The 25,498-nt window shown below is 71.7% G+C and carries 26 protein-coding genes and 1 riboswitch; of the genes, 18 read left to right on the top strand and 8 right to left on the bottom strand.

Annotated features, from left to right (window positions below; genetic code table 11):
- Positions 1-18: 18 nt before the first annotated feature.
- Both gcvH and gcvT read right to left on the bottom strand, forming a co-directional pair.
- Complete coding sequence (gcvH, locus tag ACH4RG_RS09590; RefSeq protein WP_010060008.1) at positions 19-396, bottom strand: glycine cleavage system protein GcvH; 378 nt, start codon at positions 394-396, stop codon at positions 19-21.
- 169 nt (positions 397-565) lie between these two features.
- On the bottom strand, positions 566-1,690 hold the full coding sequence (gcvT, locus tag ACH4RG_RS09595; protein ID WP_397924184.1) for a glycine cleavage system aminomethyltransferase GcvT: 1,125 nt from the start codon (positions 1,688-1,690) through the stop codon (positions 566-568).
- 173 nt (positions 1,691-1,863) lie between these two features.
- Positions 1,864-1,961, bottom strand: a riboswitch (glycine riboswitch).
- A 175-nt stretch (positions 1,962-2,136) separates the two neighbouring features.
- Between gcvT and ACH4RG_RS09600 the strand changes: the two genes are divergently transcribed.
- The 10 genes from ACH4RG_RS09600 to ACH4RG_RS09645 all read left to right on the top strand — a co-directional run bounded on the left by ACH4RG_RS09600 (position 2,137) and on the right by ACH4RG_RS09645 (position 12,648).
- Positions 2,137-2,829 carry an AAA family ATPase gene (locus ACH4RG_RS09600; RefSeq protein ID WP_397924182.1) on the top strand — a complete coding sequence of 231 codons (693 nt, stop codon included), beginning with the start codon at positions 2,137-2,139 and terminating at the stop codon, positions 2,827-2,829.
- A gap of 70 nt (positions 2,830-2,899) precedes the next feature.
- Positions 2,900-3,670 carry an enhanced serine sensitivity protein SseB gene (locus ACH4RG_RS09605; protein WP_397924180.1) on the top strand — a complete coding sequence of 257 codons (771 nt, stop codon included), beginning with the start codon at positions 2,900-2,902 and terminating at the stop codon, positions 3,668-3,670.
- 193 nt (positions 3,671-3,863) lie between these two features.
- On the top strand, positions 3,864-4,652 hold the full coding sequence (locus tag ACH4RG_RS09610) for an enhanced serine sensitivity protein SseB C-terminal domain-containing protein (protein WP_398539325.1): 789 nt from the start codon (positions 3,864-3,866) through the stop codon (positions 4,650-4,652).
- Between the two features lie 401 nt (positions 4,653-5,053).
- Positions 5,054-6,724 (top strand): ABC transporter substrate-binding protein, encoded by a 1,671-nt coding sequence (locus tag ACH4RG_RS09615; protein WP_397928829.1) that lies wholly within the window; start codon positions 5,054-5,056, stop codon positions 6,722-6,724.
- 85 nt (positions 6,725-6,809) lie between these two features.
- Complete coding sequence (locus tag ACH4RG_RS09620) at positions 6,810-7,814, top strand: ABC transporter permease (RefSeq protein ID WP_018959983.1); 1,005 nt, start codon at positions 6,810-6,812, stop codon at positions 7,812-7,814.
- A gap of 1 nt (position 7,815) precedes the next feature.
- Positions 7,816-8,778, top strand: a complete 963-nt coding sequence (locus ACH4RG_RS09625) for an ABC transporter permease (protein WP_397924174.1) — start codon at positions 7,816-7,818, stop codon at positions 8,776-8,778.
- Positions 8,779-8,784: 6 nt separating this feature from the next.
- Positions 8,785-9,777 carry an ABC transporter ATP-binding protein gene (locus ACH4RG_RS09630; RefSeq protein WP_398539326.1) on the top strand — a complete coding sequence of 331 codons (993 nt, stop codon included), beginning with the start codon at positions 8,785-8,787 and terminating at the stop codon, positions 9,775-9,777.
- A complete protein-coding gene (locus ACH4RG_RS09635) occupies positions 9,774-11,006 on the top strand; it encodes an ABC transporter ATP-binding protein (protein WP_397924170.1) in 1,233 nt (410 codons plus the stop codon). The genes ACH4RG_RS09630 and ACH4RG_RS09635 overlap by 4 nt, the downstream gene beginning before the upstream one ends.
- A 29-nt stretch (positions 11,007-11,035) precedes the next feature.
- Positions 11,036-11,707, top strand: a complete 672-nt coding sequence (locus ACH4RG_RS09640; protein ID WP_398539327.1) for a trimeric intracellular cation channel family protein — start codon at positions 11,036-11,038, stop codon at positions 11,705-11,707.
- A 71-nt stretch (positions 11,708-11,778) separates the two neighbouring features.
- Entirely contained in the window at positions 11,779-12,648 is an 870-nt protein-coding gene (locus ACH4RG_RS09645; protein ID WP_397924166.1) for a thioesterase family protein, read from the top strand.
- Positions 12,649-12,655: 7 nt separating this feature from the next.
- Here the strand turns inward: ACH4RG_RS09645 and ACH4RG_RS09650 are convergent, their stop codons facing one another.
- The 3 genes from ACH4RG_RS09650 to ACH4RG_RS09660 are packed head-to-tail and all read right to left on the bottom strand — an operon-like array spanning position 12,656 to position 15,095.
- Positions 12,656-13,477, bottom strand: a complete 822-nt coding sequence (locus ACH4RG_RS09650; protein ID WP_397924164.1) for a MerR family transcriptional regulator — start codon at positions 13,475-13,477, stop codon at positions 12,656-12,658.
- Positions 13,478-13,521: 44 nt separating this feature from the next.
- Entirely contained in the window at positions 13,522-14,406 is an 885-nt protein-coding gene (locus ACH4RG_RS09655) for a DUF2268 domain-containing protein (RefSeq protein ID WP_397928827.1), read from the bottom strand.
- 35 nt (positions 14,407-14,441) lie between these two features.
- Entirely contained in the window at positions 14,442-15,095 is a 654-nt protein-coding gene (locus ACH4RG_RS09660) for a TetR family transcriptional regulator (protein ID WP_397924160.1), read from the bottom strand.
- A 138-nt stretch (positions 15,096-15,233) separates the two neighbouring features.
- On the opposite strand from ACH4RG_RS09660, the gene ACH4RG_RS09665 reads away from it, so the two are divergent.
- The 3 genes from ACH4RG_RS09665 to ACH4RG_RS09675 all read left to right on the top strand — a co-directional run bounded on the left by ACH4RG_RS09665 (position 15,234) and on the right by ACH4RG_RS09675 (position 17,224).
- Complete coding sequence (locus ACH4RG_RS09665) at positions 15,234-15,389, top strand: hypothetical protein (RefSeq protein WP_397924158.1); 156 nt, start codon at positions 15,234-15,236, stop codon at positions 15,387-15,389.
- Between the two features lie 90 nt (positions 15,390-15,479).
- Positions 15,480-15,866, top strand: coding sequence for a hypothetical protein (locus ACH4RG_RS09670; protein ID WP_397924156.1), 387 nt, complete (start codon positions 15,480-15,482; stop codon positions 15,864-15,866).
- 188 nt (positions 15,867-16,054) lie between these two features.
- Entirely contained in the window at positions 16,055-17,224 is a 1,170-nt protein-coding gene (locus ACH4RG_RS09675; protein ID WP_397924154.1) for a cysteine desulfurase family protein, read from the top strand.
- A 41-nt stretch (positions 17,225-17,265) separates the two neighbouring features.
- Here ACH4RG_RS09675 and ACH4RG_RS09680 read toward each other — a convergent pair whose 3' ends face one another.
- Complete coding sequence (locus ACH4RG_RS09680) at positions 17,266-18,027, bottom strand: N-acetylmuramoyl-L-alanine amidase (protein ID WP_397924152.1); 762 nt, start codon at positions 18,025-18,027, stop codon at positions 17,266-17,268.
- 61 nt (positions 18,028-18,088) lie between these two features.
- On the opposite strand from ACH4RG_RS09680, the gene mnmA reads away from it, so the two are divergent.
- Entirely contained in the window at positions 18,089-19,225 is a 1,137-nt protein-coding gene (mnmA, locus tag ACH4RG_RS09685; RefSeq protein ID WP_397924150.1) for a tRNA 2-thiouridine(34) synthase MnmA, read from the top strand.
- 64 nt (positions 19,226-19,289) lie between these two features.
- Here mnmA and ACH4RG_RS09690 read toward each other — a convergent pair whose 3' ends face one another.
- Both ACH4RG_RS09690 and ACH4RG_RS09695 read right to left on the bottom strand, forming a co-directional pair.
- Positions 19,290-20,093, bottom strand: a complete 804-nt coding sequence (locus tag ACH4RG_RS09690) for an alpha/beta fold hydrolase (protein WP_398539328.1) — start codon at positions 20,091-20,093, stop codon at positions 19,290-19,292.
- 74 nt (positions 20,094-20,167) lie between these two features.
- Complete coding sequence (locus tag ACH4RG_RS09695) at positions 20,168-20,503, bottom strand: DUF427 domain-containing protein (protein ID WP_397924146.1); 336 nt, start codon at positions 20,501-20,503, stop codon at positions 20,168-20,170.
- A 118-nt stretch (positions 20,504-20,621) separates the two neighbouring features.
- On the opposite strand from ACH4RG_RS09695, the gene ACH4RG_RS09700 reads away from it, so the two are divergent.
- The 4 genes from ACH4RG_RS09700 to ligA all read left to right on the top strand — a co-directional run bounded on the left by ACH4RG_RS09700 (position 20,622) and on the right by ligA (position 25,255).
- Positions 20,622-21,161: a TIGR00730 family Rossman fold protein gene (locus ACH4RG_RS09700; RefSeq protein ID WP_397924144.1), complete on the top strand. Its 540-nt coding sequence runs from the start codon at positions 20,622-20,624 to the stop codon at positions 21,159-21,161.
- A 47-nt stretch (positions 21,162-21,208) separates the two neighbouring features.
- Positions 21,209-21,898 carry an SDR family oxidoreductase gene (locus ACH4RG_RS09705; RefSeq protein WP_361870616.1) on the top strand — a complete coding sequence of 230 codons (690 nt, stop codon included), beginning with the start codon at positions 21,209-21,211 and terminating at the stop codon, positions 21,896-21,898.
- Between the two features lie 64 nt (positions 21,899-21,962).
- On the top strand, positions 21,963-22,991 hold the full coding sequence (locus ACH4RG_RS09710) for a methionine synthase (RefSeq protein ID WP_397924140.1): 1,029 nt from the start codon (positions 21,963-21,965) through the stop codon (positions 22,989-22,991).
- Between the two features lie 32 nt (positions 22,992-23,023).
- Positions 23,024-25,255: an NAD-dependent DNA ligase LigA gene (gene ligA, locus ACH4RG_RS09715; RefSeq protein ID WP_397924138.1), complete on the top strand. Its 2,232-nt coding sequence runs from the start codon at positions 23,024-23,026 to the stop codon at positions 25,253-25,255.
- The last annotated feature ends 243 nt before the right edge of the window (positions 25,256-25,498 follow it).

A 25,498-nucleotide genomic window follows, 5' to 3' on the forward strand; every position in this document is an offset into this window, starting at 1 on the left:
AGGGGGTCCCTTAAGGTCTCAGTTGCCGGAGAACGCGGTGTACTCGTCGGCGGAGAGCAGGTCGGCCGGCTCCTCCGCGACGCGCACCTTGAACAGCCAGCCGCCCTCGAAGGGAGCGGAGTTCACCAGCGAGGGGTCGTCCACGACGTCCTGGTTGGCCGCCGTCACCTCACCGGTCACCGGCGAGTACAGATCGCTGACGGACTTGGTCGACTCCAGTTCGCCGCAGGTCTCGCCCGCGGTCACCGTGTCGCCGACCTCCGGGAGCTGGGCGTAGACGACGTCACCGAGCGCGTTGGCCGCGTACTCCGTGATGCCGATGGTGGCCACGCCGTCCTCGAGGGCCGACAGCCACTCGTGCTCCTTGCTGTACCGCAGCTGCTGGGGGTTGCTCATGACCTGAATTCTCCTGTACGCGGGGGAGTGCTGATGAACGGTGGTCTTACGGTGTGAGACGGAGGTACGTCACTTCTGTGACGTCTGCTCGGTGACGTCTGCGCGCGCGTCGTTTCGGGACGCCCGCGCGGTGCGGGAAGGCCCGGTTACCGCCGGTCCTTCCGGAGGATCACTTCTGGCGCTTGTAGAACGGCAGCGCGACGACCTCGTACGGCTCGTGCGTGCCCCGGATGTCCACGCCCACGCCCTCGGTGCCCGGGGCGGCGAAGGCAGCGTCCACATAGGCCATGGCGATCGGCTTGCCCAGCGTCGGGGACGGGGCGCCGGAGGTGACCTCGCCGATCACCTTGCCGTCGGCCACGACCGGGAAACCGGCGCGCGGGACCCGGCGGCCCTCGGCGACCAGACCCACCAGCTTGCGCGGCGGAGCGGTCTCGGCGCGCTCGGCGGCGGCGGTCAGGGCCTCGCGCCCGACGAAGTCGCCCTCCTTCTCGAACTTCACGACCCGGCCCAGACCCGCGTCGAACGGGGTGAGCGCGGTCGTCAGCTCGTGCCCGTACAGCGGCATGCCCGCCTCCAGGCGCAGCGTGTCCCGGCAGGAGAGCCCGCAGGGGATCAGGCCGTGCGGGGCGCCGGCCTCGGTCAGCGCCCGCCACAGCTGCTCGGCGTGCTCGGGCGCCACGAAGAGTTCGAAGCCGTCCTCGCCGGTGTAGCCGGTACGGGCGATGAGCGCCGGAACCCCGGCGACCGTGCCTGGGAGGCCCGCGTAGTACTTCAGCCCGTCCAGGTCGGCGTCGGTGACGGCCTTCATGATGGCGGGCGACTCGGGTCCCTGGACCGCGAGCAGCGCGTACGCGTCCCGGTCGTCGCGCACCTCGGCGTCGAACCCGCCGACCCGGGCGGTCAGCGCGTCCAGGACGACCTGCGCGTTGCCCGCGTTGGCGACGACCATGTACTCGGGGGCCTCGGTCTCGCCCAAGCGGTAGACGATCAGGTCGTCGACGATCCCGCCGTCCTCCTGGACGATCATCGTGTAGCGGGCCCGCCCGTTGCCGATGGTGGCGATGTTGCCCACCAGCGCGTAGCTCAGGAAGGCGGCGGCCTCGGGCCCGGTGACGGTGATCTCGCCCATGTGCGACAGGTCGAAGAGACCGGCCCGGGTGCGTACGGCGTGGTGCTCGTCGCGCTCACTGGCGTACCGCAGGGGCATGTCCCAGCCCGCGAAGTCGGTCATGGTGGCGCCGAGCGAGCGGTGCAGTGCGTCGAGGGCGGTAAGACGGGGGGCAGTGCTCATGGATACGGCTCCAGGGCATGACGACGTCAGGACGAATCCTCCCCATCTGTCATCGGAACCTGAGAGGTTCGCCGATAGCCCCCGACGGGGTATGCCCTGGAGGGCGCCCCGGATCAGGGGGCTCGGCTTGCACCTTGGGTGGAGCCGCGGAACGGCTCGCTTTTCAGATCTGCCTCATCCACGCGGTACGGGGCCTGAGAGATTCAAGGGAGGATCTTGCTCCTTCGGCGCCCGGCTCACACTGTGGCCGGAACTCTCCCGCGCGGATTCGAACGGCCGGTATGCAGTTGGCGGGGTCATCATCGCATGCATGGGGGGAGAGTGGGGGGTCAGGCCCCCGCGCAGGTGAAGACGGCGACGACAGGCCCTAAGCCGCTTGTGCCGCATTGCCTTTTCTTTACACTTCAGGGGCAGGCGTGGGGGACACGACGGCAGGGGGATGGGCGATGACGTTGCAGCGGTCGGCACCGACCGCGGGGGTCGCGCACGGCGCGATGCCCGCACAGCCCGGCGCTCCCGCGCGGGAGCTGCTGCCGGAGGGTGCGCCGGTGGTACGCGACCTGCGCGGGCGCACCGCCTGCGGCCCGTACAGCCTCGACCTCCCCGCCGGTGACGTCGTCGTGGTCTCCGGGCTCCCCGGCAGCGGGAAGTCGACCCTCATCCGGCGGGCCGCACAGGGCCGCGCCATCGACTCCCAGAACACCCGCGACAGCTGGGCCGCCGCCCTGCCCCGCTTACTGCCCTACGCCCTCTACCGCCCCCTGGTCCGCGCCGCGCACTACCTCGGCCTCTGGAACGCCCTGCGCTCCGGTGAATCCGTCGTCGTGCACGACTGCGGCACCCAGACGTGGGTACGCCGCTGGCTCGCCCGGCACGCCGTGAGCCGGGGCCGCACCCTCCATCTGATCCTGCTCGACGTGACGCCCGAGGTGGCACGGCAGGGGCAGCGCGAGCGGGGGCGCGGCGTCTCCGGCTATGCCTTCGCCCGCCACCGGCACGCGGTCGCCCGGCTGCTCCGCGACACCGAGCAGGGGCTGCTGCCCGCCGGCTGCACCTCCGCGGTGCTGCTGGACCGCGAGGCCGCGGGAGCGCTCGACCGGATCTCCTTCACGGCCGCCGAGGCCTCCACCGCCCGCTGACGGTTAAGGTGCTGGCCGGAGCAGAGGCCGCCGGGCGCGGCCGAGGCGGTGGAGAGAGGGCACAGAGGCAGTGGACATTCCGGCACCCGCACCGGCACACCCCCAGCAGGGGTGGCCCGCCAACGAGCTCGAAGAGGTGCTGACGGCCTCGCTCGGCGTCCCCGACGCGGGCGGCCGCCTCGTCGAAGTGCTCGGCCGCAGCTCCGTCTGGGTGCCGCTGCCGAACGGCGGCACCCCCGCCAGCGCGGACCTCGACCTGCCGATGATGGAGATCGACGGCGCGGCCTTCGTCCCCGTCTTCAGCTCCGAGGCCCAGTTCCTCAGCTGCGTCGGCGGCCACATGTCCTTCACCGTCGCCCCCGCCCGCGACTTCGCCCGGGGCCTGCCCCCGCAGGTCGGCATCGCCGTGAATCCGGGCGGCGCGGTCGGCATACCGCTTCCGCCGCCCGCCGTCGCCGAACTCTGCCGGGCCGGCCGTACCGCCCTGGACGGGCCCGCCACCGGCGGCCGGGTCCGGCTGTTCGAGCCGGACTGGCAGCACGACCCGGTCGACTTCCTCACCGCGGTCTCCGAGGAGTTCGAGGCCTCCGCGGTGGTGAGCACCGCACGCAGGGCGTTGGCCAGCATCGAGGGCGGCGACCCGGTCCTCTTCGTCGGCGTCGAGTTCGCCACCTGGGACGGCGCGGGACAGAGCGCGCCCATGGACGCCATCGGCCGCGCGCTCGGCCGGATCCAGGTGCCGTGGCCGGTCAACCTGGTCCTGCTGGATGTGGCGGAGGACCTCGTCGGCGACTGGATGCGGGAGAAGGTGCGTCCGTTCTACCGGCGCGAGGGCCACTGACCCACCGGTACGACGCCCACGGACGACCAGGGTGGGCGGCCGGGCGACGGTGCCGCCGGACCGTGGCGTCAAGTCGGTGTCAGAAGTGGCGCATAAGCTGGTTTGATGGCGTGGTCGCTCCCGTGCGCCCGGGAGCGACGGCGCGAACGCGACGGATCGACACGCGACGGATCGACGAGGGGCGGAACCCAGGGTGAGTGCGTCAGGCACTGCGGCGGCCGGGAAGGTCGAGCACATGCTGCGCCAGGTGACCCCCGGGCGTTACGACGCCTACGAGGCGCTGCTCGCCTCGGTCGCCGAGGGCCGGATCTGGATGCTGCTCTGGCACGGCAGGGCCGGCTCACCGGACGCCCAGTACGGGAACATGGAGATCGACGGCCTGGGCTACGCCCCCTGCGTCACCTCCGCCCAGGAGCTCTCCGCCAGTGGCTGGAACCGGGCCCACGAGCTGGTCACCGGACGCGACATCGCCCGCGCCCTGTTCCCCGACCGCTGGGGCATCTGGCTCAATCCGCACGCCCCCGGCGGCGGCGTCGGCATTCCCTGGCTCGACCTGCGGCGCATCGCCACGGGCCTGGACCGGTTGCCCGCCGGACCGCTCCGGCTCTCCGACCCCGCCATCGAACTCCCCCAGTTCTACGCCCTGCTCACCCAGAACGCCCACCGCACCCCCGCGATCCGCTCCCTGCGCCGCGCCTGGGTGCATCCCGCGGTCGGCGTCCCGTATCTCGCGATCGGCCTCGACCTCTACGACACCGGCCGCGCCTCCGTCGAATCGGTGCGGGAGATGATGCGGCAGTCGGTCGGCGCGGTCCCCGAGGGGCTGCCCGTCTCCACCGTCGCCCTGTCCGACGAGTACGACCCGGTCGGCATGTGGCTGCGCGCGAACGCCCGCCCCTTCTACGACCGCGAGGCCCATGCCCCCGCCGGTCCGCCGCCCCTCGCCGCCCCCGGCTACGGCTACCCGCCCCAGCCCCGCTGAGCCCCGAGGTGACGGCCGGCCGGGCACTCGGCCAGGGCCTCCACCCTTCCCGGACCCCACCTCTGTTCGCGCACTCCGCGCCCTGCGGAACTCCCTGTCGTACACCTGAGCGTGTGAACTGATGAGCGGAAGCGTGAGGGGGAAGCTGTCGCAGCCGTCCGGTCCCTGGATCAGGGCCGAGTGGTCGGGCGCGCCCTCGGCACTCGGTCACGCTCCGTCGAACGCCCCTCGATGTCCGGCTTGTTGACTTCCCCCGTGAGGATGTCCCGGAACTGGGCGGTTTGTTAACTGTCCGGGTCTCGACTAGGTCTCACCGCTATCCGGACTGTTCTCTTGCGGCAGGCACCGTCTGTAGTGTGCGGCCATCAAACCTCACCACATGGCGAACCAGGGGTGGACCCATGCGAATATTCAAGTCCCGGGCTGTCCGGGCGGTCACGACAGCGGTCGCTGTCGCTCTGATCGCCACGGGCTGTTCCAGCGAGCGGGACGAGGGCGGCTCCAAGGGGGGCGACAAGGACACCTTCGTCTTCGCCGGAGCCGGTGACCCCGGTTCCCTCGACCCGGCCCTCGCGAGCGACGGCGAGACGTTCCGCGTCACCCGTCAGGCCTTCGAGGCGCTCCTGGAGCACGAGCCCGGTGGGAGCAAGCTCGTCGGCGGCCTCGCCGAGAAGTGGTCGAGCGATCCGGCCGGCAAGGTCTGGACGTTCAACCTGCGCCAGGGCGTGAAGTTCCACGACGGCGAGGCGTTCAACGCCGCCGCGGTCTGCGCGAACTACGACCACTGGTTCAACTGGAAGGGCACGTACCAGTCCAGCGCGGTCTCCTACTACTGGCAGACCATCATGGGCGGGTTCGCGAAGAACGAGGACGCCGAGGCGCCCAAGCCCAACTACAAGTCCTGCACCGCCAAGGACGACAACACGGCCGTCATCGAGGTGAACGAGCCCTCGGCGAACCTGCCGGGCGGGTTCTCGCTCCAGGCGCTGGCGATCCACTCGCCGAAGGCCATCAAGGAGTACGAGAAGCAGGACGCGAGCGCCAAGGGCGACGCGATCACGTACCCCAAGTACAGCCAGGAGGCCGGCACGGTCGCCGGCACCGGCCCGTACAAGATCACGAAGTGGAACAAGGGGAACAAGGAAGTCTCCCTCACGCGCTTCGACGGCTACTGGGGCGACAAGGCCAAGGTGAAGAACCTGGTCTTCCGCACCATCTCCACCGAGGAGACCCGCCGCCAGGCGCTCCAGGCGGGCGACATCGACGGCTACGACCTGGTCGCGCCGGCCGATGTGACGACGCTGGAGAAGGAGGGTTACGAGGTCCCGACCCGTGACGTCTTCAACATCTTCTACCTCGGCATGAGCCAGTCGGCGAACCCGGCGCTGAAGAAGCCCGAGGTCCGTCAGGCGATCACGCACGCCATCGACCGCGAGAACCTCGTCAACACCCAGCTGCCCGAGGGCGGCAAGGTCGCGACCCAGTTCATGCCCGACACGGTCGCCGGCTACTCGGACAAGGTGAAGACGTACCCGTTCGACACCGCCAAGGCGAAGGACCTCCTCAAGCAGGCCGGTGCGGAGAAGCTCACCATCGACTTCTGCTACCCGACCGAGGTCACCCGTCCCTACATGCCCGCCCCGCAGGACATGTTCGAGCTGATGAAGGCCGACCTGGAGAAGGCCGGCATCACCGTCAAGCCGAAGGCCATGAAGTGGGCCCCGGACTACCTGGACGCCACCGAGGCGGGCTCCTGCGCCCTGCACATGCTCGGCTGGACCGGTGACTTCAACGACGGCTACAACTTCATCGGCACCTGGTTCGCCGGGCCCGACAAGCAGTGGGGCTTCAAGGACCAGAAGGTCTTCGACGCCGTGAACGCCGCTTCCAAGGTCACCGACCCGGCCGCCCGCACCGCGGCGTACCAGAAGGCCAACGAGGCGATCGCGGAGTACGTCCCGGGCGTGCCGATCTCGTCGTCGCCGCCGGCCATCGCGTTCGCCAAGAACGTCAACCCGCCGAAGGTCTCCCCGCTGACACAGGAGAACTTCGCCGAGGTCTCCTTCAAGTAATCGCACACCAGCGGGTCCGCCCGGCCACAGCAACCAGGTGGCCGGGCGGACCCGCATCGACGCACGTGAGAAAGGGGCATGCGGGGTGCTGCGACTCGTCGTCAGAAGACTTCTCCAGCTCATTCCCACCCTGCTCGGCCTGTCGGTCCTGCTGTTCCTCTGGCTGAACCGACTGCCCGGCGGACCCGCCTCAGCGATCCTGGGCGAGCGGGCCACCGAAGCCGAAGTAGCGAGAATCAACAGGGCACTCGGGCTCGACGAGCCGGTCCACGTCCAGTACTGGCGGTTCCTCAAGCGCATCTTCGAGCTCGACCTCGGAACCTCCACCCAGACCGGCCAGCCGGTGTGGGACGAATTCACCCTGCGCTTCCCGGCCACCGTGGAGCTCAGCGTCGCCGCGATCCTGATCGCCGTGGTCGTGGGCATCCCGATGGGCTACCTGGCGGCCAAGCACCGCGGTGGCTGGCTGGACGTCGCCTCCGTCTCCGGATCGCTGCTCGGCATCTGCATCCCGGTCTTCTTCCTGGCCATGCTGCTGCGCGGGATCTTCTCCGTGGAGCTGGGCTGGTTCCCGAGCCAGGGCCGGCTCGACACCGGCATCAACGCCACCGACGTCACCGGATTCGCGGTCCTGGACGGCCTGTTGACAGGCGAGTTCGACGCCAGCTGGGACGCGCTCATGCACCTGGTCCTGCCCGCCGTCGCCCTCGCCTCGATCCCGCTCGCCGTCATCGTCCGGATGACCCGCGCCAGCGTCCTGGAGGTACTCGGCGAGGACTACATCCGCACCGCCGAGTCCAAGGGCCTCGACAAGAAGACCGTCCGCGGGCGCCACGTACTGCGCAACGCCCTGCTGCCCGTGATCACCGCGGTCGGCCTGCTGACCGGCAGCCTGCTCTCCGGTGCGGTGCTCACCGAGTCCGTCTTCGACTTCGGCGGCATCGGCTCCTTCATCCGTACCGCGATCGACGGCCGCGACTACCCGGTCCTCGTCGGGTTCATTCTCTTCATCGCGATGGTGTACGTGCTGATCAACCTGCTGGTCGACCTCGCGTACAGCATCATCGACCCGAGAGTGCGGGTGCACTGACGTGACGATCCTGACCAACAAAGCAGACAAGATCGACCGTCTCGCCGAGCTCACCCAGAGCTCCGAGACCGTCACCGGCACCAGCCTGTGGCGCGAGGCGTTCCGCCGCATGCGCTCCAGCAAGATGGCGATCATCGGCGCGGCGATCATCGCCACGTTCGTTCTCGTCGCCATCGTCGGACCGATGCTGGCCCCGCACGGAGCCACCGCGCAGAACTGGCGCAGCGAGGTCTTCCCCAACCAGGGCAAGTTCATCGGCATGCGCGGCGAGAACTGGTTCGGCCTGGACCACCTGGGCCGCGACATGTTCTCCCGCTGGCTCGTCGGGGCCCGGCAGACGCTGCTCGTCGGTGTCGTCTCCATGCTGATCGGGCTGATCATCGGCGCGCTGGTCGGTGTGGGCTCCGGAGCCGCCGCCACCCTCGGCGGCAAGGTCGGCCAGCGCGTCGACACCGTGATCATGCGTTTCACCGACATCATGCTGTCGCTGCCCTCGCTGCTGCTCGCGGTCTCCATCGCCGCGGTCCTCGGCCAGTCGCTGACCACCGTGATGATCGCCGTGGGTGTCGTCCAGATCCCCATCTTCGCCCGCCTGCTGCGCGGTTCGATGCTGGTCCAGGGCGGCGCGGACTACGTGCTCGCCGCGAAGGCGGTCGGCATCCGGCGCAAGCGGATCGTGCTCACGCAGATCCTGCCGAACTCGCTGAGCCCGGTGATCGTCCAGGCCACGCTGAGCCTGGCCACCGCGATCATCGAGGCCGCGGCCCTCTCCTACCTGGGCCTCGGCAACCCCGACCCGGCCGTTCCCGAGTGGGGCGTGATGCTCTCCCAGGCGCAGCGCTTCTTCGACAACGAGCCGATGATGGCCGCCTACCCGGCCGTCGGGATCATCATCACCGCCCTCGGCTTCACCCTGCTCGGCGAGGCCATGCGCGAAGCCCTCGACCCGAAGTTGCGAGGCTGAAGTCCCATGTCACTGCTCTCCGTTGAGGAACTCAGCGTCACCTTCACCGCCCGCGGCCGCAAGGACGCCACGGCCGTGGACGGTGTCTCCTTCGAGGTCGACCAGGGCCAGGTCGTGGGCCTGGTCGGCGAGTCGGGCTGCGGCAAGTCCGTCACCTCGCTCGCCCTGATGGGGCTGCTGCCCCGCAAGGGCGTGCGCGTCGGCGGCCGTGCCGAGTTCGACGGCCAGAACCTGCTGACCATGAACGAGCGCAAGCTCCGCGACCTGCGCGGCAGCCAGCTGGCGATGATCTTCCAGGATCCGCTCTCCTCGCTGAACCCGGTCGTCCCCATCGGGATCCAGGTCACCGAGATCCTCCAGCGCCACCGCGGGCTGAAGGGCGAGAAGGCCCGCAAGGAAGCCGCGTCCCTGCTCGACCGGGTCGGCATCCCCGACCCGGACCGGCGGCTCAAGGAGTACCCGCACCAGCTCTCCGGCGGTATGCGCCAGCGGGCGCTGATCGCCATGGCGGTCGCCTGCGCGCCCCGGCTGCTGATCGCCGACGAGCCGACGACCGCGCTGGACGTGACCATCCAGGCGCAGATCCTGGAGCTCCTGAAGGAGCTGGTCGACCAGGAGGGCACCGCCCTGCTGATGATCACGCACGACCTCGGCGTCGTCGCCGGCCTCTGCGACGAGGTCAACGTCCTGTACGCGGGACGGGCGGTGGAATCGGCGGGCCGCCGCGAGCTGTTCGCCCACCCCACCCATCCGTACGCGCACGGGCTGCTCGGCTCCATCCCGCGGCTGGACGCGCCGCGCGGCGAGCCGTTGCGCCCGATCCGCGGGTCCATCAACGACAAGATCGCCTGGGCCGACGGCTGCGCGTTCGCACCCCGGTGCGACCACTACACGATGGAGTGCCTCACCGGCACTCCCGAACTGACCGAACCACGCACGGCCGGACACCAGGTGCGCTGCCTCAACCCGGTCCTGCCCGAGGCGGAGGTCCCGGCATGAGCCTTCTCGAACTGGACGGCGTCAAAGTCCACTTCCCGGTCAAGAAGGGCCTCCTCTTCGACCGTACGGTGGGCCACGTCTACGCGGTCGACGGCGTCTCGCTGAGCGTCGAGGCCGGTCAGACGTACGGGCTGGTCGGCGAGTCGGGCTGCGGCAAGACGACGCTCGGCCGTGCGGTCCTGCGGCTGAACGACATCACCGAGGGCGCGGTCGTCTTCGACGGCACCGACCTGGCGAAGCTGCCCTCCGAGGAGATGCGGGCCTTCCGCCGCCGCCTCCAGATGGTCTTCCAGGACCCGCTGGGAAGCCTCAACCCCCGGCAGAACATCGAGTCCATCCTCGCCGAGGGCATGGCAGCCCACGGCATCGGGAAGGACGCGGCGGAGCGCCGGAAGAAGATCGAGTCCATCCTCGCCAAGGTCGGCCTGCCGTCCAACGCGATGTCCCGCTACCCGCACGAGTTCTCCGGCGGCCAGCGCCAGCGCATCGGCATCGCCCGCGCGCTGGTGTTGGAGCCGGACGTGATCATCTGCGACGAGCCGGTCTCCGCGCTGGACGTCTCGGTCCAGGCGCAGGTGATCAACCTGCTGGAGGAGCTCCAGGAGTCCCTCGGCCTGACCTATCTGGTCATCGCGCACGACCTCGCCGTGGTCCGGCACATCTCGGACGTCATCGGGGTGATGTACCTCGGCGGGCTCGTCGAGGAGGCCCCGAGCGACGCGCTGTACGCGGGGCCCCGGCACCCGTACACCAAGGCGCTGATGTCGGCGGTCCCGGTGCCCGACCCCGAGGTCGAGGACCGCCGCGAGCGGATCCTCCTCCACGGTGACCTCCCCTCCCCGGCGAACCCGCCGGCCGGCTGCCGGTTCCACACCCGCTGCCCGTGGGTGCAGGAGACCAAGTGCGCCACGGAGCGCCCGCCGCTGCTGGACACCGGCGACGGGCACAAGGTGGCCTGCCACTTCACGGCCGAGATCGAGGCCGGGACGGTGAAGCAGACCCTGGCCACGGGCATCGAGGCGGTCATCGGCACGGAAGAGGTGGCGGCCGAAGCGGTGGAGACCGCGGAGAGCGAGGCCGGGGTTCCCGCGAAGGAGCCCGCGACCGTACCGGCCCAGGCCGACGCGGAGGCCACCGAGAAGGCCGCGGACACCACGGAGAGGGCTGCGGTCGGCACCGAGAAGGCCGCGGACGCCACGGAACGGACGGAGGGCGGCCCGAAGGCCTAGGGAGCGCCCGGCACCGGCACAATTGCCCGGTGCTCACCGAACTGTTCACGCCCTCCGTCCAGCATGCGCTCGACCTCGTCGGGATCTTCGTCTTCGCGATCTCGGGCGCCCTGCTCGCCGTCCGCAAGAACTTCGACGTCTTCGGCATCGCGGTTCTCGCGGAGGTGACAGCGCTGGGCGGAGGGCTGTTCCGTGACGTGATGATCGGCGCGATCCCACCCGCCGCCTTCACCGACCTCGGCTACTTCACCACCCCGCTGTTCGCCGCCGTCCTGGTCTTCTTCCTCCACCCGCACGTGGAGCGCATCCAGGCCGGCGTCAACGTCTTCGACGCGGCGGGGCTCGGCCTGTTCTGCGTGACCGGCACGGTGAAGGCGTACGAGTACGGCCTCGGGCTCACCGCGTCGGCGGCGCTGGGCCTGGCCACCGCGGTCGGTGGCGGTGTGCTGCGCGACGTGCTGGCCAACGAGGTGCCCTCCCTGTTGCGCTGGGACCGCGACCTGTACGCGGTGCCCGCGATCGTCGGCGCGACCATGGTCGCCCTGTGCATCCGCTTCGACACCCTCAACGCGCTGACCAGCGGAATGGCGGTGATCGCCGCGTTCGCCCTGCGACTGCTGGCGCTGCGCTTCCACTGGCGGGCGCCCCGCGCGTACAACCGCTCCTCCGCCCGCGCCGAGGAGGGCCCGGCGGCCACCTAGGATCTTCCGCGCGGTGATCCGACCCCCATAAAGCTACCGCTCAGTAGTCAGATCCATGTACCGTGCATGCCATGGCACAGGCAGCGACTGAGGCGGCGCAGACCGCACGGGCAACCATCGGCGACAGCGAGTTCGACCGGGACACCGCGGTCACCCTGCGCGAGGACGGGGTCTACGACGCCGAGCTCTCCGCGGGCTGGACCATCATCCACGCCGTCAACGGCGGTTATCTGCTGGCCCTGCTCGGCCGGGCCCTGGGCGAGGCGCTGCCGCACTCCGACCCGTTCTCCGTCTCGGCGCACTACCTCACCGCCTCCGCGCCCGGCCCCGCCGTGATCCGCACCCAGGTCGTCCGCACCGGCCGCACCCTCTCCACGGGCCAGGCCTCCCTCTTCCAGTACGCCGAGGACGGCAGCGAGATCGAGCGCATCCGGGTCCTGGCCACCTACGGAGACCTGGACGCCCTCCCCGACGACGTCCGCACGACGGCCCTGCCGCCGGCCATGCCCGACCGGGCCCGCTGCCTCGGCCCGAGCGACGGCGCGCCGAGGATTCCCGGCAGCTCCGCCATCACCGACCGCCTGGACATCAAGCTCGACCCGGCGACCGTCGGCTGGGCCGTCGGAGCCCCGTCCGGCAAGGGCGAGATGCGCGGCTGGTTCGGCCTGGCCGACGGCCGCGACCCGGACCCGCTGTCGCTGCTGCTGACGGTGGACGCCCTGCCGCCGACCTCGTTCGAGCTGGGCCTGTCCGGCTGGACCCCCACCGTCGAGCTGACCGCCCACATCCGCTGCCGCCCCGCCCCGGGCCCGCTGCGCGTCTCCATCACCACCCGCAACCTCGCGGGCGGCTTCCTGGAGGAGGACGCGGAGGTCTGGGACAGCGCCGACCGTCTCGTCGCCCAGTCCCGCCAGCTGGCCAAGGCGCCGCGCACCGCCTGACGGCCCTTCACTCCCAGACCGCGGACTCCGGATCGACGCCGTGGGCCCCGGCGTTCGCGGCGATCACCTCGCACAGCCAGTCGCCGAGTCCCGGCGCGATCGCGTCGTAGTGCGCGACGTAGCCGGGGTCGGTGGCATACGTCCGGCCGATGCAGACCTGCATGGCGTACGTGCAGTCGAAATACGTCGAGATCTGCGCGCGGTGCCGCTCCGCGAGGGCGTCCGCGACCCTCGACCCGGGAGCCACACCCGTACGGTACGCGGTGGCGAGGTCCGCGTTCAGGGCCTCGACCGCCGCCGCCACGTCCTTCCAGTCCTCGCGGCTCATCCGGGCCGCCCGCTCCGCGTACTGCGCCCACTGCTCCGTGCCGCCCCAGCGCTCCTCGGCCTCCTCGGTCCGGGCGGGCTCCCAGTCGGCCCCGAAGATCTCCACTTGTTCCTCGGGCGTCAGCCGGATCCCCGGCTTCGACTCCAGCAACATGCGGTCCACCGCGCCCACCATCCGCTCCAGCCGGGAGATCCGCTCCGCGAGCTGCCCCCGCTGCCGCCGCAGATGCTCGCGCGCGTCGACCTCCGGGTCGTCCAGGAGGCGCCCGATCGCGGCGAGCGGGATGCCGATCTCCCGGTAGACGAGGACCCGGTGGAGCCGGGCGACGTCGTCGTCCCCGTACACCCGGTACCCGGCCCTCGTACGCCCGCCCGGCCGCACCAGGCCGATCGCGTCCCAATGGTGCAGCGTCTTCACACTGACCCCGACGAGCCCGGCCGTCCGGCCGACGGTCAGGCCGTCGGCGGGCGGTACCTCGGGGCCCCGGTCCTCGCTCCTCATCGGTCCAGTCTCCCGGAACCGGAGTCGGAGGCCCCCGGGCCGGGTCACGCGATGGTCGCGACGCCCGCGTGTCGGAGAACCTCGCGCGCGGGCAGGGCGACGCTCGCGGCGGCGGTCAGCCCGGAGGCCGCGAGGTGGGCGTCGGCGAAGCGCAGCCCGGCCGCGTAGCCGGCGAAGTCCGGCAGCCCGACCGGCTGCTGACCCATCTGGAGGGCGGTGCGGTCGCCGAACACGTACGGGGACAGGTTCTGCATGCCCGCCACGTCGATCCCGGCCGCGACCTTCGCGCAGGCGTCGTCCAGCTCCGCGCCGGACAGCGAGGTCGCCCAGGGGCCCATGGCGCCCTCGCCCGCCAGCTCCCGTACGAAGGCCTCGGCCAGCCCCTCGGCCACGACCTGCTCGCCGACGGTGACCGCCATCGGGTCCCAGTCCACGTTGGCGTAGCGGACGTTGTGGTGCAGCTCGTGGGCGGCGGCGTGCTCGATCTTGGCGAGGCCGGTCGCGGTGGGCCACATCATCAGCAGGATCGCGCCCGGAATACCGCCGATGCCGAAGTAGCCCTGGTTGAGGCGCATCATCGGGTCGTCCGGGTCGCCGAGCACCAGGACCACGTGCACGGTGCCGGCGGTCCGCGCATCGGGCGCCGCCGCGCCCAGCCGCTCCCGCGCGGCGGCGAGGGAATCCTCGATCCGCTGCCACACCCGGGCCTCCCGCATCCGCTCCAGGGCCTCCCGGTGGCGGGAGTCGTCCCGGTCGAGCGGGAACCCGCTGCCCGCGCGGTGCCTCTCGACGAGGTCCCCGACCCCCACCCGGCCCATCACCTCCTGCAACGGGGCGAGCATCTCGCCCAGGGCGCCGGGTCGTTGGGCCACGGGGCGGCGCAGGAGGTCGAGGTGGGCGGAGGCGGTGTCATGGACGACGATCTTCATACCCGGGGACCGTAGGGCCTCCTGTTACGGGAGGGTCAAGCTGTTACCGGAGGGTCGAGCGGCTGTCTCCCGTCCAGCCAGTGCTCGCGGCCGATCGAGACCAGCCGCAGCCGACGCCGGGCCACCCGGACGACCTCCCGCTCGCCCGCCGGACCCGCCTCCAGCAGGGCCGAAGCGGTGATCACCATGTGGTCCACGTAGAGGCCGCCCAGCATCAGCAGGTCCTCCGTGCTCCACCCGGCCGACCCCGGCTCCTCGCGCAGCGCAAGCGCCACCTCCTCCGCGAACCGCAGCAGTTGGGCGGCGATGGCCGTGCGCACCGGTCCCACGCCGCCGTGCTGCTCACGGGCGATGAACCGGAAGTGCGCCGGCTGCGCGCCGACATGACGCGCTATCACCTCCACGCTGCGGTCCAGCCGTTCCTCGCTGTCACCCGTCTCCGCGAGCACCGCGCCGATGAGCCCGTGCAGGCTGCCCAGGGTCTCCTCGACCAGGGCCACGCCGAGCGCGGCGGTGTCCTCGAAGTGCCGGTAGAAGGCCGTCGGGGTGACCCCGGCGGCCCGGGTGACCTCCCGCAGCCCCAGGCTGCTCAGGCTCTGGTGCTCCAGCAGGGCGAGCGCCGCGTCCAGGAGGGACTGGCGCGTCCTGAGCTTCTGGGCCTGGCGGGCTCCGGTGGGGGTGTGACTCATGCCATTCAGTAAACAACCGTTCTCCGGGTCGAGGTAGGGGTCGGGGGTTTAGACTCGAAAGTCAGTGAACACTCGTACTCTGAATGGTTTCCCCGCACCTGCCGAACGGCTCCCGTCGCCGCACAGAGAGGTTCCGCCGTGCTCGTCCTCGTCGCCGCGCTGTTTCTGCTGGGCATCGTCCTCGGGACGGTCGCCCATGTCCCGCTGCCGCTCTCCCTGGCCGCCGCGACCGTGATCGGCTGCTGGCTGCTGATCTTCGCCGTGCGCGAGCGCGCGCCGCGCCGCCCCCGCTGACCCGACTGCCGTACCCGGCCTCGCTCCCGCACCCGCACCCGCACCCGCCGAGCCTGCCGTGCCCCGGACCGATCCGAAGGAGCTCGCACCATGCCCCCCACCGACGTCGCCCACCGCGCGGCCGATGCCGATTCCCAGGCCGGTACCGGCGCCATGACCGATAACCGTGCCGAGACGGGCGTGGCTTCCGCCCCCGCCCCCGTCGCGGGTACGGGTGCCGCCGTCGCCCCCCGGGCCATGGGCCGGGAGGCGGACGGTCTGGCCGTCGCCTCGTTCGTCCTCGGCCTCGTCGGGCTGCTGGTCTTCAACGTCCTGCTCGGGCCGACCGCGATCGTCATGGCCCTGCTGGCCCTGGCCCGCCGCACCAGCCGCCCGGGACGCGCCCGCCTGGGACTCGCCCTGGGCATCGCCGACCTCGCCGTGCTCGCCGTCCTGGTCACCGTCAACGGCACGCTCTCCTGGAGTCTCGGCGGCTGACGCACGACCCCGACGCGGCCCCGCGAGCCGCCCTCCCCCGTACCGGACCGGGCTCCGGGCCGGGCTTCCCGCCGGCCTCCGGGCCGGCCCACCGCGCCCGGGGCCGGGCGTCCGCGGGCGTGCGCGGGGGCCTGCCCGTGACGCGCCCGACATGCGCCCCACCCCGGGCTCGTAGAATCGGCTCCACCATGGCTTACCTCGACCACGCCGCGACCACCCCGATGCTTCCCGAAGCGATCGAGGCGATGACCGCCCAGCTCTCCGCCACCGGCAACGCGTCCTCACTGCACGCCGCCGGACGCCGGGCCCGCCGTACCGTCGAGGAGTCCAGAGAGGCACTCGCCGACGCCCTCGGCGCACGCCCCAGCGAGGTGGTTCTCACCTCCGGGGGGACGGAGGCCGACAACCTCGCGGTGAAGGGCCTCTACTGGTCCCGGCGCGACGCCGACCCCCGCCGCACCCGGGTCCTCGCCGGCCCCGTCGAGCACCACGCCGTCCTGGACGCCGTCGACTGGCTCGCGGAGCACGAGGGAGCGACCGTCGACTACCTCCCGGTCGACCGCCACGGCCGGGTCCACCCCGAAGACCTGCGCGAGGCGATCCTCCGCGACCCCGACGACATCGCGATGATCACCGTGATGTGGGCCAACAACGAGATCGGCACCATCATGCCGGTCCGAGAACTGGCGGCGGTGGCGGCCGAGTTCTCCATCCCCATGCACGCCGACGCGGTCCAGGCCTTCGGCCAGCTGGAGGTCGACTTCGCCCGCTCCGGGCTGGCCGCGATGACGGTCAGCGGGCACAAGATCGGCGGTCCGTTCGGCATCGGCGCGCTGCTGCTGGGCCGCGATCACACCCCCGTGCCCGTCCTGCACGGCGGCGGCCAGGAGCGGCATGTGCGCTCCGGCACCCTGGACGTGCCCGCCGTCGCCTCCTTCGCGGTCGCCGGACGGCTGGCGGCCGAGCGGCGCGAGCAGTTCGCCCGGCGCGTCGGCTCCCTGCGCGACGACCTCGTGGCCGCCGTGCGCCGTGCCGTGCCGGACGCCGTGCTCGGCGGCGACCCGGATCCGGCCGGACGCCTCCCGGCCAACGCCCACTTCAGCTTCCCGGGCTGCGAGGGCGACTCCCTCCTCCTGCTGCTGGACGCCCAGGGCATCGAATGCTCCACCGGCTCCGCCTGCACCGCCGGGATCGCCCAGCCCAGCCACGTCCTGCTCGCCACCGGCACCGATCCGGAGCTGGCCCGGGGCACCCTGCGCTTCTCGCTCGGCCACACCTCGACCGAGGACGACGTGAAGGCGCTGGCCGAGGCGATCGGCCCGGCGGTGGAGCGGGCGAGGACGGCCGGGCTCAGCTGACGGCGGGGCTCAGCCGGACGCCCGTGAGCCGTCGGGCGCCGCTACGCCTTCGCCGACGGCGTCGGGGAAGGGCTGGGCGGTGCCGTCGCGGCCCGGCGCACCAGCTCCAGGTACCGGTCCCAGTCCCAGTGCGGGCCCGGATCCGTGTGGTCGGTTCCCGGCACCTCCACGTGCCCGATGATGTGCTCCCGGTCGACGGGTATGCCGTGCCGCGCGCAGATCGACGCCGTGAGCCGCGCCGAGGACTCGTACATCGCCTTCGTGAGGTCCTTCGGCCGGTCCACGAACCCCTCGTGCTCGATGCCGACGCCGCGCTCGTTGTACGCGCGGTCGCCCGCCTGGTAGGCCACGTCGAGCTCGCGGATCATCTGCACCACCCGCCCGTCCTGCCCCACGATGTAGTGCGTAGCGGCCTGGTGGCCGGGGTCCTGGAACACCCGCACCGCACTGGCGAAGCTGCCCTGGGTGACGTGGATGATCACGCGGTCGATCGTGAAGTCGTCCGGCCGGTCCGCCCGCCGCCAGTTCGCCTCCGACGCGGCCACCCAGGTCGCCCCCGCGTAGTCCAGCTCGCCCGGCTTCCGGGGCTTCTCCACCCCGGGCACCTGCCACCACAGGCGCTTGACCCGGTCGCGCGCGAGCACGGCGGCGGTACCGGCGGCCGCCACCGCACCTCCGCCGATCAGCAGCGCGCGCCGGCTGACGCCGCTCGCCGGCTTCTTCCGCGAAGTCGAGCCCGAAGTCGAGCCCGAAGACTTTCCCGAGGGCTTTCGCGCGCCCCGGGTGCTCCCGTTGTTCCCCATGTGATCGTCAACGCATATCCGCGAGCGTTCGGTTCCCGGCGACCCGTACCCTGGAGGAGCTATGACTCAGACTTCCCAGCGCCCCCTGCGTGTCCTCGCCGCCATGTCGGGCGGCGTGGACTCCGCCGTCGCCGCGGCCCGCGCCGTCGAGGCGGGCCACGACGTGACCGGTGTCCACCTCGCCCTGTCCGCGAATCCCCAGTCCTTCCGGACCGGGGCGCGCGGCTGTTGCACCATCGAGGACTCCCGGGACGCCCGCCGCGCGGCCGACGTCATCGGTATCCCCTTCTACGTCTGGGACCTGGCGGAACGCTTCCGCGAGGACGTCGTCGAGGACTTCGTCGCGGAGTACGAGGCCGGGCGTACCCCCAACCCCTGCCTGCGCTGCAACGAGAAGATCAAGTTCGCCGCGCTGCTCGACAAGGCCCTCGCCCTGGGCTTCGACGCCGTGTGCACCGGCCACTACGCCACCGTCGTGCTCACCGAGGACGGCAGCCGCGAGCTGCACCGTGCCTCCGACATGGCCAAGGACCAGAGCTACGTGCTCGGCGTCCTGGACGAGAAGCAGCTCGCCCACGCCATGTTCCCCCTCGGCGACACCCTCACCACGAAGGACGAGATCCGCGCCGAGGCCGAGCGCCGGGGCCTGGCCGTCGCCAAGAAGCCCGACAGCCACGACATCTGCTTCATCGCCGACGGCGACACCCAGGGCTTCCTGGCGAACCGCCTCGGCGGCCCGGCCGAGGGCGACATCCTCGACGAGTCCGGTGCGAAGCTGGGCACCCACGAGGGCGCTTTCGGCTTCACCATCGGTCAGCGCAAGGGCCTGAAGATCGGCCACCCGGCCCCCGACGGCAAGCCGCGCTACGTCCTCGACATCTCCCCGGTGAACAACACCGTCACCGTCGGCCCCGTCGAGGCCCTCGACGTGACCTCGCTGACCGCCATCAAGCCCCGGTGGTGCGGAACGCCCCCGTCCGGCCCCGGCACGTACACCGCCCAGCTCCGCGCCCACGGCGGCGAGACCGAGGTCACGGCCGAGCTGGTGGACGGCACGGAGCTGAACGTCACCTTCACCGAGCCGGTCCGGGGGGTGGCCCCCGGCCAGGCGGTCGTCCTGTACGACGGCACCCGCGTGGTCGGCTCGGCCACCATCGCCACGACGTCCCGCCGCGAGCGGGCGGCGACGGGCGTCTGACGTCGGGGCCCTCCGGCCGGACCGGCCGGAGGGCGGCCCCGCGGCGGCCGGCGCGCGAGAAGGCCTACGACGCCTGCCGGTACGCGTACACGTCCTTGGCGAAGAACTCCGCCAGCACCGGCGCGAGCACCTGAGGCGCCACCTCGCGCATCTGGCCCGTCAGCGTGCGGTGCCGGCCGCGCGGCAGGGCCTCGGCCAGGGACCGGGTCGCCGCGCGCGCCGGAGGGCTGCTGAAGCCGCCGCAGATCACCAGCGTCCGGGCCGCGACGGCCGCGAACCGCTCGACCGGGACCGACCCGTCGCCCAGCAGGGCGTCGTCGTACGCCAGGGTATGCGCCATCGCCTCCAGCTCCGCCCAGTGCGGGGTGCGCCGCATCCGGGCGGCCGTCTCCTCCGCGACGCCCGTCATCGAGAGGAACAGCTCCACCGCCCCGCCCCGGTCCCCGACCGCCAGCAGCCGGTGCAACCGGGCCGTGCAGCGGGCCTTGAACAGCAGCCCCGACGCGCCCGGCGTATAGGGCGGCTCGTACACGGCGAGCAGCTCTACCGACAGCCCGACGGCGACCGCTTCCAGAGCCAGCGCCCCGCCCGACGACATCCCGAAGACGGACGCGCCCGCCCCGGCGACCCCGACGACGGCGGCCAGATCCTCGACCTCCCGCGCCACGGAACAGCGCCCGACGTCACCGCTGGCGCCCCGGCCCCGGCGGTCGTAGGTGAGCACCGTGAAGCGCGGAGCGAGCAGGGAGGCCAGCGGGGCGTCGGCCGCCGAGGCGCTCAGCGCCCCGCCGACCAGCACCAGCGGCGGGCCGTCGCCCTGGCGTCGGTAGGCGATCGGCGTCCCGTCGGCGGAGAGAATCCTGTCCATGGGAGAGGAGACCGGGGCGGTCCGGCAAACTCATCGCTCCACCCGGAAAAACTTTACGGGCGGGCGTCCGGCAGTCAGCCGGCCACCGTCTCCGCCGCGTAGAAGCAGAAGTGGTCCTTGATCGCGGCGACTTCGGGCTTCGGGTCCGGGTACGCCCAGACGAGATCGGCGGCCCCGGGGCGGGACCAGTAGGAGGCGTCCCCCTTGAACGGGCAGTGGGTGGAGGTGTCCGAGGGGGAGAGCAGGTCGGTGCGGACGTCCTCGGGCGGCAGGTAGTAGCGGGCCGGGCAGCCGGTCTCGCGGAGCACGAGCGGGCGGCGGCTCTCGGCCAGAAGCTGTCCGTCGTGCACCACCCGGACGTGCTCGGTGGCCGGCTCGACGGTGATGCGGTGTCCTCGCGTGGCAGTCATGCCGGTTCCAGCGGCGTACGCGCCCGTATTCTTCCCGCCCCGGCCGCCGTGACCGGAATTCTCCCCGGAACGAGGGAGCGAGCGGGGGAGTGTCCGAGGCGGATCGTACGGTTGGCCCATGAACATCTGCGTCTTTCTCTCCGCCGCCGACCTCGACGACCGCTACACCGTGCCCGCCCGGGAGTTCGCCGAGCTGCTCGGCAGGGGCGGGCACACCCTCGTCTGGGGCGGATCGGAGAGCGGGCTGATGAAGGTCGTCGCGGACGGCGTGCAGGCGGCGGGCGGGCGGCTCGTGGGCGTATCGGTCGACTTCCTCGCCGCGAAGGCCCGCACGAACGCCGACGAGATGGTGATCGCCCGTGACCTCGCGGAGCGCAAGGCGCTGCTCCTGGCGAAGGCCGACGCGGTCGTGATCATGGTCGGTGGGACCGGGACGCTCGACGAGGCCACCGAGATCCTGGAGCTGAAGAAGCACGGCAAGCACACCAAGCCGGTCGTCCTGCTGAACACGGCGGGCTTCTACGACGGCCTGCGCCAGCAGTTCCAGCGCATGGAGGACGAGGGCTTCCTGCCCATCCCGCTGACCGACCTGGTCTTCTTCGCCAAGGACGGCGTCGGCGCGCTCGCCTACCTGGAGGAGTCCGCCGGTCACCAGTGAGGAGTCCGCCGGTCACCGGCGACCAGGTGCGGTCCTAGGATCGCACCATGTCTACCCACCTCATCACCGGCGCCGGTTCCGGCATCGGGGCCGCTGTCGCCCGCCGTCTCCAGGAGCGCGGCGACGACGTCGTCCTGCTCGCCCGCGACGCCGGCCGCGCCAAGGAGTTCGCCGACCGCTACCCGGGCGCGCGCACCCTCGTCGGCGATCTCGGCAACCCCGACCGGCTGTCCTGGGCGTTCGGCCAGCAGCCCATGCCCGAGCGGATCGACACCCTGCTGCACATCGCGGGCGTCGTCGAGCTCGGCGAGGTCGGCGAGCTCACCCCCAAGGCCTGGCACTTCCAGCTCAACGCCAACCTGATCGCCCCCGCCGAGATCACCCGCCTCCTGCTCCCGCAGCTCCGCGTCTCCCAGGGCCAGGTCCTGTTCGTGAACTCCGGGGCGGGGCTCGCCGCCCACGCCGGCTGGAGCGCCTACGCCGCGAGCAAGCACGGCCTCAAGGCGCTCGCCGACTCCCTGCGCCACGAGGAGCACGGCAACGGGGTGCGCGTCACCACCGTCTACCCGGGCCGCACCGCCAGCCCCATGCAGGTCAAGGTGCACCAGCAGGAGGGCAAGGAGTACGACGCGGCCCGCTGGATCGACCCCGAGTCGGTGGCCACCACGATCCTGATGGCGATCGACCTGCCGCGCGACGCCGAGGTCAACGACCTCACCGTCCGCCCCGGCCGCTGACGTCCCGAGGAACTGCTGGCGTCCCGGGGGGCGGGCCTCCCGCCCCGGACCGTAGGCTTCCCGCGTGAGCGAGAAGAGCAAGTTCAGCGGGTGTCCGGCGACCGGCATCGGGTCGATGCCCGGGGGAGACGCGAGGGAGGCGGCGAAGACCGTCACCGGTTCCTTCGCCGACGGGCAGGGCATGCCGTACCTGGCGGAACTGCCCGCGCGCGGGCCGGGCGCCGACATGATCGGCCGGACCATCGGCATGCTCGTCGAGATGTACGGACACGTCGAGCCGAGCGGCTGGCGGATCAGCGACCGGCCCGGCCGCGACACCCGCCGTGCCCGTTCCTGGCTGGGGGAGGACCTGGACGCCCTGGAGGAGTTCACCCAGGGGTACGAAGGCCTGCTCAAGGTCCAGGCCGTCGGCCCCTGGACGCTGGCCGGAGCACTGGAACTGCGCGGCGGCGAGGCCATGCTGGCCGACCCCGGCGCCTGCCGCGACCTGGCCGGCTCCCTGGCCGAGGGGCTCCGCGCCCACCTCGCTGAGGTCCGCCGCCGGATGCCCGGGGCGCAGGTCGTCCTCCAGCTCGACGAACCCTCCCTGACCGCCGTCCTGCTGGGCCGGGTCCGCTCCGCCAGCGGCTACCGCACCTACCGCGCCGTCGACCGCCAGGTCGTCGAGGGAACCCTGCGCGACGTCCTCGCCGCGGCGGGCGAGGACGGCACGACGCTCGTCCACTCCTGCGCCCCCGAGGTGCCGTTCGCGCTGCTGCGCCGGGCCGGGGCCGACGGCATCTCCTTCGACTTCTCCTTGCTCACCGAGCGTGAGGAGGAGGCGATCGGGGAAGCCGTCGAGGGCGGCACCCAGCTCTTCCTCGGTGTGGTGCCCTCCACCGACGCGGCCTCGGAGGGATTGTCGGACCCGGGCGGTAGCGTCATGGGGGTCAGGACGTTGTGGAGCAGGCTGGGGCTGAATCCGGGGACTCTCGCCGAGTCCGTCACGATCACCCCGTCGTGCGGTCTCGCGGGTGCGTCGCCCGCGTACGCCCGCACCGCGCTCGCCCACAGCGCCCGGGCGGCGAGGTCGCTCGCGGACAACCCTGAGTGACGGGGACGACGGGTACACAGGAGGACGGGACGATGGCGGGCGAAGAGCGGGTGGAGCAGGAGAGCTCGGTTCCGGCGGACGTGCGGGAGAAGCACGCGCTGCTGGCCGAGCAGATCGAGGAGCACCGCTTCCGCTACTACGTGAAGGACCAGCCGGTCGTCAGCGACGGCGAGTTCGACCGGCAGCTGCGCTCCCTGGAGGCCCTGGAGGAGGAGCACCCGTCGCTGCGCACCCCGGACTCCCCGACCCAGAAGGTCGCCGGGCCCTATCGCACGGAGTTCACCTCCGTGGTCCACCGCGAACGCATGCTCTCCTTGGACAACGCCTTCGACGACGTGGAGCTGGCCGCCTGGGCGGACCGGGTCGCCAAGGACGTCGGCACCCCCGACCACCACTTCCTGTGCGAGCTCAAGGTCGACGGCCTCGCCGTCAACCTCACCTACGAGCAGGGCCGCCTGACCCGGGCGGCGACCCGCGGCGACGGCCGCACCGGCGAGGACATCACCCCCAACGTCCGGACGATCGCCGAGATCCCGCACCGCCTCCAGGGCGAGAACATCCCCGCGCTCGTCGAGATCCGCGGCGAGGTCTTCTTCCCCATGGAGGACTTCGAGGAGCTGAACGCCCGGCTGGTCGCCGCCGACGACAAGCCCTTCGCCAACCCGCGCAACGCGGCGGCCGGATCACTGCGCCAGAAGGACCCGAAGGTCACGGCCACCCGCCCGCTGCACATGGTGGTGCACGGCATCGGCGCCCACGAGGGCCTGAGCATCGACCGTCTCTCCGCCGCCTATGAGCTGCTCCACGCCTGGGGCCTGCCCACCGCCCAGCACAACAAGGTCGTCGACTCCCTCGCCGGCGTACGGGAGTTCATCGCGTACTACGGCGAGCACCGGCACTCCGTGGAGCACGAGATCGACGGCGTCGTCGTCAAGCTCGACGAGATCCCGCTCCAGGGACGCCTGGGCTCCACCTCGCGCGCCCCGCGCTGGGCCATCGCCTGGAAGTACGCCCCCGAGGAGGTCAACACCAAGCTGGTCAACATCCGCGTCGGCGTCGGACGCACCGGCCGCGTCACCCCGTACGCCCAGGTCGAACCGGTCGAAGTAGCCGGCTCCGAGGTCGAGTTCGCCACCCTGCACAACCAGAACGTGGTCAAGGCCAAGGGCGTCCTCATCGGCGACACCGTCGTCATCCGCAAGGCGGGCGAGGTCATCCCCGAGATCCTCGGCCCCGTCGTCGACCTGCGCGACGGCACCGAGAAGGCCTTCGAGATGCCGACCCACTGCCCCGAGTGCGGGACGGAACTGCGCCCGATGAAGGAGGCCGACATCGACCTCCGCTGCCCCAACGCCCGCACCTGCCCCGCCCAGTTGCGTGAACGCGTCTTCTACCTCGCCGGACGCAAGAGCCTGGACATCGACCACTTCGGTTATGTGGCCGCCGCCGCCCTGACCCGGCCCCTGGAGCCCGCCGAGCCCGTCCTGCGCGACGAGAGCGATCTGTTCTCCCTCACCGTCGACCAACTGCTGCCGATCCGGGCGTACGTGCTGGACCAGGACAGCGGGCTGCCCAAGCGCGACCCGAAGACCGGCGAGGAGAAGATCGCGACGGTCTTCGCCAACCAGCAGGGCGAGCCGAAGAAGAACGCGGTGGCCATGCTGGAAGGCATCGCCGCCGCCAAGGAAGCTCCGCTCGCTCGGATTCTCACCGGGCTCTCCATCCGGCACGTCGGCCCGGTCGCCGCCCAGGAGCTGGCCCGTCAGTTCCGCTCCATCGACCGGATCGACGAGGCGAGCGAGGAGGAGCTGGCCGCCGCCGACGGCGTGGGGCCGACCATCGCGGCCTCGGTCAAGCAGTGGTTCGCCGAGGACTGGCACCGCGAGATCGTGCGCAAGTGGCGCGAGGCCGGGGTGCGGATGGCGGACGAGGACTCCGGGGCGGACGAGGGCCCCCGCCCCCTCGAAGGACTCACCGTCGTCGTCACCGGCACCCTCGCGGGCCACACCCGCGACGGTGCGAAGGAGGCGCTCCAGGCGCTGGGCGCGAAGGTGGCCGGATCGGTGTCGAAGAAGACCGCGTTCGTGGTCGTCGGCGACAACCCCGGCTCCAAGTACGACAAGGCGATGCAGGTGAAGGTGCCCGTGCTGGACGAGGACGGATTCGCGATCCTGCTCGAGCAGGGGCCCGAACGTGCGAAGGAGGCGGCCCTGCCCGCCCCGGAATCCGCGCCCGGCACCGACCCGGAGGACAGCGGGGAGTAACCACCCGCCGGGCCTCCGTTCGCCCACTGTTCTCCGGATCGAGACGCCTTCGAGATGCCGTCCCGGCGTGGCGCGCCAGCCACGGGGAAGGAAACGGGGCAGAGGGGTGAAGAAGGGGCCGCCGTTCCTCGAATGGCCCTGCCGCGCCACCCGTTCGGGTCAATAGCAGATGGTGACGGGTGGTCGGTTCGCATTCGGGCAAGAGCTGTAGAGCGCTGCCCCTGGGAGCCTTCCGCGGCCTAC

This window comes from Streptomyces sp. NPDC021019 (assembly GCF_044333295.1).
Taxonomy (GTDB): Bacteria; Actinomycetota; Actinomycetes; order Streptomycetales; family Streptomycetaceae; genus Streptomyces.